General features: G+C 26.9%; 6 protein-coding genes. 2 read left to right on the forward strand and 4 right to left on the reverse strand.

What is annotated here, in order from left to right:
- Positions 1-234: 234 nt before the first annotated feature.
- Both EG240_RS15830 and EG240_RS15835 read right to left on the reverse strand, forming a co-directional pair.
- Complete coding sequence (locus EG240_RS15830) at positions 235-459, reverse strand: hypothetical protein (RefSeq protein ID WP_125020306.1); 225 nt, start codon at positions 457-459, stop codon at positions 235-237.
- A gap of 133 nt (positions 460-592) precedes the next feature.
- Positions 593-949, reverse strand: coding sequence for a hypothetical protein (locus EG240_RS15835; protein WP_125020307.1), 357 nt, complete (start codon positions 947-949; stop codon positions 593-595).
- A gap of 215 nt (positions 950-1,164) precedes the next feature.
- Between EG240_RS15835 and EG240_RS15840 the strand changes: the two genes are divergently transcribed.
- Both EG240_RS15840 and EG240_RS15845 read left to right on the forward strand, forming a co-directional pair.
- Positions 1,165-3,735 (forward strand): DUF2339 domain-containing protein, encoded by a 2,571-nt coding sequence (locus EG240_RS15840; protein ID WP_125020308.1) that lies wholly within the window; start codon positions 1,165-1,167, stop codon positions 3,733-3,735.
- On the forward strand, positions 3,722-4,939 hold the full coding sequence (locus tag EG240_RS15845) for a hypothetical protein (protein WP_125020309.1): 1,218 nt from the start codon (positions 3,722-3,724) through the stop codon (positions 4,937-4,939). The genes EG240_RS15840 and EG240_RS15845 overlap by 14 nt, the downstream gene beginning before the upstream one ends.
- 69 nt (positions 4,940-5,008) lie before the next feature.
- Here the strand turns inward: EG240_RS15845 and EG240_RS15850 are convergent, their stop codons facing one another.
- The gene (locus EG240_RS15850) at positions 5,009-5,512 is read right to left on the reverse strand and encodes a hypothetical protein (protein WP_125020310.1); all 504 of its coding nucleotides are present in this window, start codon (positions 5,510-5,512) and stop codon (positions 5,009-5,011) included.
- Between the two features lie 554 nt (positions 5,513-6,066).
- Complete coding sequence (locus EG240_RS15855; protein ID WP_125020311.1) at positions 6,067-7,056, reverse strand: hypothetical protein; 990 nt, start codon at positions 7,054-7,056, stop codon at positions 6,067-6,069.
- Between the last annotated feature and the right edge of the window lie 234 nt (positions 7,057-7,290).

A 7,290-nucleotide genomic window follows, 5' to 3' on the forward strand; every position in this document is an offset into this window, starting at 1 on the left:
AATATACAACTATTTCTTTTTTTTACCAACTATTTTTCTTGATTTATTAATCGAACTCAGGTATATAAGGTTCAACAACTATTTTCCATTCCGATTTTGAATATGTATATGTAGCCATAATATATAAACAGCCATTCATTGGAGCTTGGAAAAAAGAAATTTCATCTTTTCGGTCGTTATTTAAATCACCTTCATTGACTAAAATTGCTTCACAACAACCAATCTTGATGGGTTTTATTTTTTGTTAGAAAACTGAATTTCATATTCATCTGGTTCTCCATCTTCTATCGGATTACCAAAACCTTGTTTTACTTTTACTAATAGAGCAGTTTCAATTTTACCATCTCCATTGAAATCACCTTTTATAATTTCTCCAATGCTATGATTCTTCTTGACTTTTTTAATGGTTGTTAATTGAAATAGACTTACGATTAGAATAAATAATGCAATCTTATACATTTAAAAAATAATAATTTTCATAAAAATATAATTTTTTTTTAAAATTTTAATATTTAATCTTTTTTATTTTCAGATTATTCATAAAGTAACGAATAGGTAAGAAAATGTTGATTCAAAATTCATCTTTGAAAATTTAAGATTGCGACAAAGAATCTACTACTAAAGATTCCATAATTGAAGCTGAACCAAGAACTAAAAAAAGATATATAAATATCACTAATATCGAAATAATCAAACCTGAAATAGCAAATCCTTTTTTTGGTTTTCTTAATCCAATTATTGAAATAATTAAAGCTGAAATCAATAAAATCACATGTAGAAAAGAAACAAAAATTAATATAATAGAAATAAAGGAAAATACTGATATCCAAACTGTAATAAGTGCAACTATTGACAATATAAATCCTACAATTCCCATTGTGTTTGGTTTATTCATTTCGTGTTGTCTTTGTAATGCTTCAATCCCATGAATGTGTTGTTGGTTTTGCATTTTTTTAAATTATATTTAAATGTTAATTGATTAAATTTTCGACGTTCTATAAATGAATTTTCTCATTATTCAAATTACAAATTCTTGATATGTGTAAAAATATAATATTTTATTAAATTAATTAACAGTTTTTATTGTTTTAATTATTTGAATTTTCTTAAATATATATTACAGTTTTATTTTTAGCTATATTTGTTTTAGAAAAATAAAGTGTTATGGAAATTTCCCTATTTATAATAATTGTCGTTTTACTCATAATTATATTAAGTAAGCAACAAAAAATCATTACAAATTTTCAAATCGAAATTCGAAATCTAAGTTTTAAACTTGATGATTTAAAAAATCAAATTGACTCAAAATTCAAGAATATTTCTGTAGAAGAAAAAGTTGTTTTTAAAGAAAAACCAATTGAAGTTGAACCAATTCAGGAACAAAAAACGGAAGAAAAACCTATTATTGACGATATTCGAGTTGATGATAATCAAGAAACTCAGCCTGTTGTTTTAAAAGAAAAAGTTGCAACTGTCCCAATTGAAGAAATTCAACCTGAAATTGTTCAGCCAATTGTTCAACAAATAACCACTAATCAAACTGTTTCTCAAGAAAAACCTAAACCCGTTTTTGAACCACAACCTTATGTTCCAAAAAAATCTTGGTATGAAAACTTCAAAGAGCGAAATCCAGATTTAGAGAAATTCATTGGAGAAAATCTAATCAGTAAAATAGGAATTTTAATTTTGGTTTTAGGGATTAGTTTCTTTGTGAAATACGCCATTGATAAAGAATGGATAAACGAACCTGCTCGAGTTGGAATTGGAATTCTTGCTGGAGGAATTGTCATGGCTGTTGCACATCGATTACGAAAAAACTTTGCCGCTTTTAGTTCTGTTTTTGTAGCTGGTGCTGTCAGTATTTTCTATTTTACAATTGGAATTGCTTTTCACGATTATCAACTTTTTAGTCAAACTGCGGCGTTTATCATCATGGTTGTCATCACCATTTTTAGTGCTTTGGTTTCCGTATCGTACAATCGTAAAGAATTAGCAATATTAACCTTAATTGGTGGCTTTACCGTTCCGTTTATGGTTAGTACAGGTTCTGGAAATTATCAAGTTTTGTTTGGTTACATTGCAATTCTAAACATCGGAATGTTGATTATTTCATTCTATAAAAAATGGAATATCGTTACGTTATTGGCATTTATTTTCACTTCGATAATTTATGGTTCATGGTTTGTAATGGAGTTCTCTGAAAGTAAATTACCTTACCAAGGCGCGTTTGTTTTTGCAACTTTGATGTATGTGATTTTCAGTATTGCAGCTGTGATTAATAATGTTCGAAATAAAGGTGCTTTTTCAAAAATGGAATATGTAATAATGCTTGCAAATACCTTTTTTTATTTTGGTATGGGAGCGACTATTTTCCAAAATTGGCACGAAGAATTAAAAGGAGCTTTTACTATTTCTTTAGCGATATATAATCTGATTTTCTCATTGATTTTATATCGAAAATTTGGTGTAAAAAAAGATGCAATCTATTTTCTTTTAGGATTAGCATTAACCTTTATCACATTGACAATTCCATTTCAGTTTAACGGAAACTACATTACTTTATTCTGGGCCTGTGAAGCTGTTTTATTGGTTTGGCTTTCGCAAAAATCAAAAATATCAACTTTCAGAATTGGAGCAATAGTCGTTCAGTTTTTGATGGTTATCAGTTTGATGTTAGATTGGACGCAAACCTATTCTTATTTTTCTGAAATTGTTTTACAACCCTTTTTAAATAAAATTTTCATAACTGGTTTACTTGCAATTGCTTCGTTTGTTGCAACTTATTTCTTATTGAAAAAAGAAACCGAACCGATGAAATTTTATTTCATTACAATTGAACCAAAACCTTATAAACGAATAGTTTTAGTTTGTTCAATTGTTATTGGATATTTAGTCGGAATGCTTGAAGTTTTTTATCGAACTATTGAATTTTACTCAAACGATGCATCGATTTTATCGTATGCTGTAGTTTATCATTATGTGTTTTCTACAATTTTGGTTTATTTCTTATTCAAGTTTAGAAATAAGGTCAACAACATTATTGCGTTGATTCTATCAGGAATTAATATTTTGTTCTATTTATTGATATTCCATCGATTAACATTTAATGAAATCAGTAGTAATTTATATTATAATTTCAACAGTAATTCAGCATTCATAGGTCATTATGTAATTTTGGTTTGTTTGGCATATTGTATATTCGCATTGTTGCAAAATCGTAAACAAGAAGCGATAAAATCGATTTTAGATACTAAAATTATGCTTTGGTTTTTCGCTTTTTGTGTGACTTTTATTTTAAGCAATGAAATCATGGTTCATGCGTTATTTTATTCATCAGATTATATAAAATCAATTGTTGCATCACAAAATGAAATAGCTGTTTCAACTGATTATGTTTCTGATTATGGCAAACAGCTTTCTTACGATACCGAATTAATGTTGGTAAAAAAACGTGTTATTAAAGTTGGTTTTCCAATACTTTGGGGAATACTTTCGTTTATTTTCTTAATCATCGGAATAAAAAAACAAATCAAACAATTACGAATTATTGCTTTGGCTTTATTGGGATTAACAATTGTAAAATTATTTATTTTTGACATCAATGTTTCCGGTCCAGGCCGAATTGTAGCTTTTATTTTATTAGGAATTTTAATACTTATCATTTCATTCGTTTATCAGAAATTAAGCAAAAAAGCTGCTGACGAATCTAAAAAACAACAAGATGAAAACAATTAATTTTTTTCTGTTTATATTGATTTTTCAAGTTTCTTTTGGTCAAGATTACCAAGGAAATATTAAATCCGTTTCTACAAATGGGTTACATAAAATTTTGCTTTCTCCAGAAATCCGAACAGCTTCTGAAAATGATATTGCTCATATTCGAATTTTTGATGCCAATAAGAAAGAAGTTCCTTATGTATTTTTTGGAGGAAATTTCTCAGAATCAAGTGCGATTAATTTTCCAATTTTAGCAAAAGAATCTTTAAAGAATGAGTCAACTTCTGTAATTCTTTCAAATGAAGAATCCAAAAATATCGATAATTTGGTTTTGAAAATTGCAAATACAGATGTAAGCAAAAAATATAATATTTACGGAAGTAACGATAAAACCGAATGGTTTGGCCTGGTTAACAACCAAATAATTTCTGGATTAAATGATTCGAACGGAACTTCGGTTGAACGTTTGTTTTCTTTTCCGTTGAATAATTATACTTATTTAAAGTTTGAATTTATTGATAAAAATTCGTTGCCAATCAATATTTTGGATGCTAATTTATATTCGAATTCGATTTCAAATCAACCTAAAATTGAAATAGGTACTTTTCAAATTAAAGTGACTTCGAATAAAGAAAAAAAGCAGACTGAAATGGAAATTACTTTTCCTGAAGCGCAAGTGATAGATGAAATTAAGTTTTCTATTTTGGCTCCTAATTTCTATTTACGTGATGCAGAAATTTTGGTTAACAAAACACGTAAAGTAAAAAATCGAGATGAATCTTATCAAGAATTATTCAGTAGTTTTCAGTTAGATTCAAAAAAAACAAATCAATTTCGAATCAATGAATTATTTGCAAAACAATTTACGATTGTAATTCACAATGCAGATAATCCAGAATTGACGATTAATAAACTTGAATTATTTCAAGACCAAAGCAGTCTAATTGCAGATTTAAAAAGTAATGAAAATTATACGATTATTGTTGATAATAAGTTGAATGCTCCAATTTATGATTTGGCTCAATCCGGAATTGATTTAGATGCAAAATATCCAACAACCAGTATTACTGATTTAGAGAAAATATCAAAGGTAGAACAAATTGTAACTCCTAAAAGCTTTTGGCAAACCTCTACTTTTATGTGGATTTGTATTGTTTTAGTTGTTTTGATTTTAGGATTTTTCTCACTTTCGATGATTAAAGATTTGGGAAAAGAGAAATAGTTTCTTACGCCTAAGTAAATTAAAAAGGCAAAGTTTCTCAACTTTGCCTTTTTGATATATAGTAAAATCTTAATTTTTTATTTTTTTGTATTCGCGAATCAATTCTTTAAGATGACGATTTGAAGTAACATCAACATCTTTATCCGATAAAAAATGTTTGAATCTAAAATTAAAGCGATAATTTTTAGATACAATTTCTTGATCAATAGTAAGAAGTTGATTTCTTAAATGTTGCTTTTCTTCTTCGATACTCTCTAATATTTCAAATTTGGCTCCAAAATCTCTACGGAAAGTAGTTGTATTAAATGGAATTGAATTTAAGATTTGCATTTGCTTTTTTGATTTTAAGTCTAAACTTGAAATGATTTTAATTGCAATTTCTTCAATCTCATTTTTTGATAATGTTTCAATATTATCAGGAATATTAGATTCTATTTGATTTTTTTTATTTTGCTTTTTATCAGATTGCTTTCCAACTTTTTTTTGAGGAGTATTTGATTGGATATATCCACTTCCAAAGCATTTTTTACAATTTGTATTTAAACCTTTACAAGAACAAATTTCGGTTTTCATCTTTTAGATTACGTTTTTTTGAGTTGACACATTAATTATTTTTACGAAACAAATAACATGAATTTCATATGAAAAAAATTAATCAAGTTGTATTTGAAAGTAAATCAGTACAAAGGTAATCAACTTTTACGTATTAACTATTTATGAAGTTTAATAAATTAAACACAAAATAAAAAGCTTAACTAAATCAATTTTAATAAAAGACTAAAACTAATTCTTTTTCAGAGATTACATATTAACCAATACATTAAATTTTCTAATCAGAATGTCATTATTCATAATTTTCATAATCAGTATAATACTTAATTTTTTTTCAAAATTTAATTATCAAACTCAAAAGAGAAAAGTTTTCACTGATTTATTAGCTGTTTTTAATGATTACCGAAAATGAATTTCCCCAAGGCAAAACCTCGAGAAATTCTTTTAATTAAGAATCGATTATTAATTAATAAACTTACGGTTTTTAAAAAAAAGTTATTCATCAGTTATTTTCTTTTTTGTTCAGATAGTTTTGTTTCGAATCTGAAATGAGAAATCTCTTACTTATAAAAAATTTAATTGAACTCAATGTATTGTTTTAAATTTAAATTTGGTTTACCATAACTGACAATTTTAATATCTAAGGGCACTTTTTTGAATTTGTTTATTGCTTTTTGCATTGATTCTAAAATCCAATTTTCTTCATTTCCAAAAACTCCACCGCCAACAAGTGTAAAAAAAACTTGATTTGAATTATTATTCTCTAAGTTGATTAAACCAGCATATAAAGTTGCCTCGTATAAAGCTTCAAGAATTATTCTTGCAAAAGTTTCCCAATAATAAAATTCAATTTGAGAATATGCAACTGGTAGCGCCGAACAATAGATTTGTGAAACTTCATGATTTGTTTCAGAGTTTGTAACTTCGGTATTCCATTGAATTCCAATTTTAAGTTTACCTTTTAGATTTTCTCTTTGAAATTCATCTAAAGTAGAAATTTTTTTGTTGATTTTTAATAAACCATTCTCACTCATCAAAGCATAACCATTTTGCATTTTCCAATGGTTATACTTTTCATTTTCAAGTTCATTTCCGATTAAATCTAAACAATCAATTTGATTATTCTCAGATTGACCAATTTGTCCATTGATTTCAACAAAATAGTTTCGATAAATGGTTCCAGCTCCACAAGCTACGGCACAAATCGGTCCTTGTGTATGATCTAATTCATATCTATCAATCCCAAGTTCTGGAGTAAAGTTTGGATTAATCATTTCTAATAAATTAAATTGAGAAGCAACTTGAAATAATGCATTTTTATTAGCAATGTTTTTATGTAAATCTTTCACATCTTTGACAATCTCACTGATTTTGATTTTATTCTGATATTTTGCTATTTGAGAATTGGATTCTCTCAACTCTTCTAATGTGGGTATTTCAAGTTTTCCAAATTTAAATTTTCTATTATTAACTGTCGAAATCAAATATTCATCCTCAACAATTATATTGTTTTTTACATTATCAGGAGATTCTTCTTGAAATCCTGTTAGATTTTTGAACCACATTTTTTTTATTTTTATAAATGACAATTTGAAATTGTATCAAATAGTTACTCTGTTTTCGTTTCCTTATTTGTTTTGATTGTTAAGAATGCAAGCGGAATTTCTAAAAAGCAAGATATTAAATTTAATATTTTAGTAGTTAAACTTAAATCATAAAATTCTGAAAAACCTTTAGTGCAAAAAACGGCTATAGTATACCACCTTCAGCGGATTAAAGTGAGCATAGCGCAACGGCTC

The organism is Paenimyroides tangerinum, from assembly GCF_003865405.1.
In the GTDB taxonomy this organism is placed as follows: domain Bacteria; phylum Bacteroidota; class Bacteroidia; order Flavobacteriales; family Flavobacteriaceae; genus Flavobacterium; species Flavobacterium tangerinum.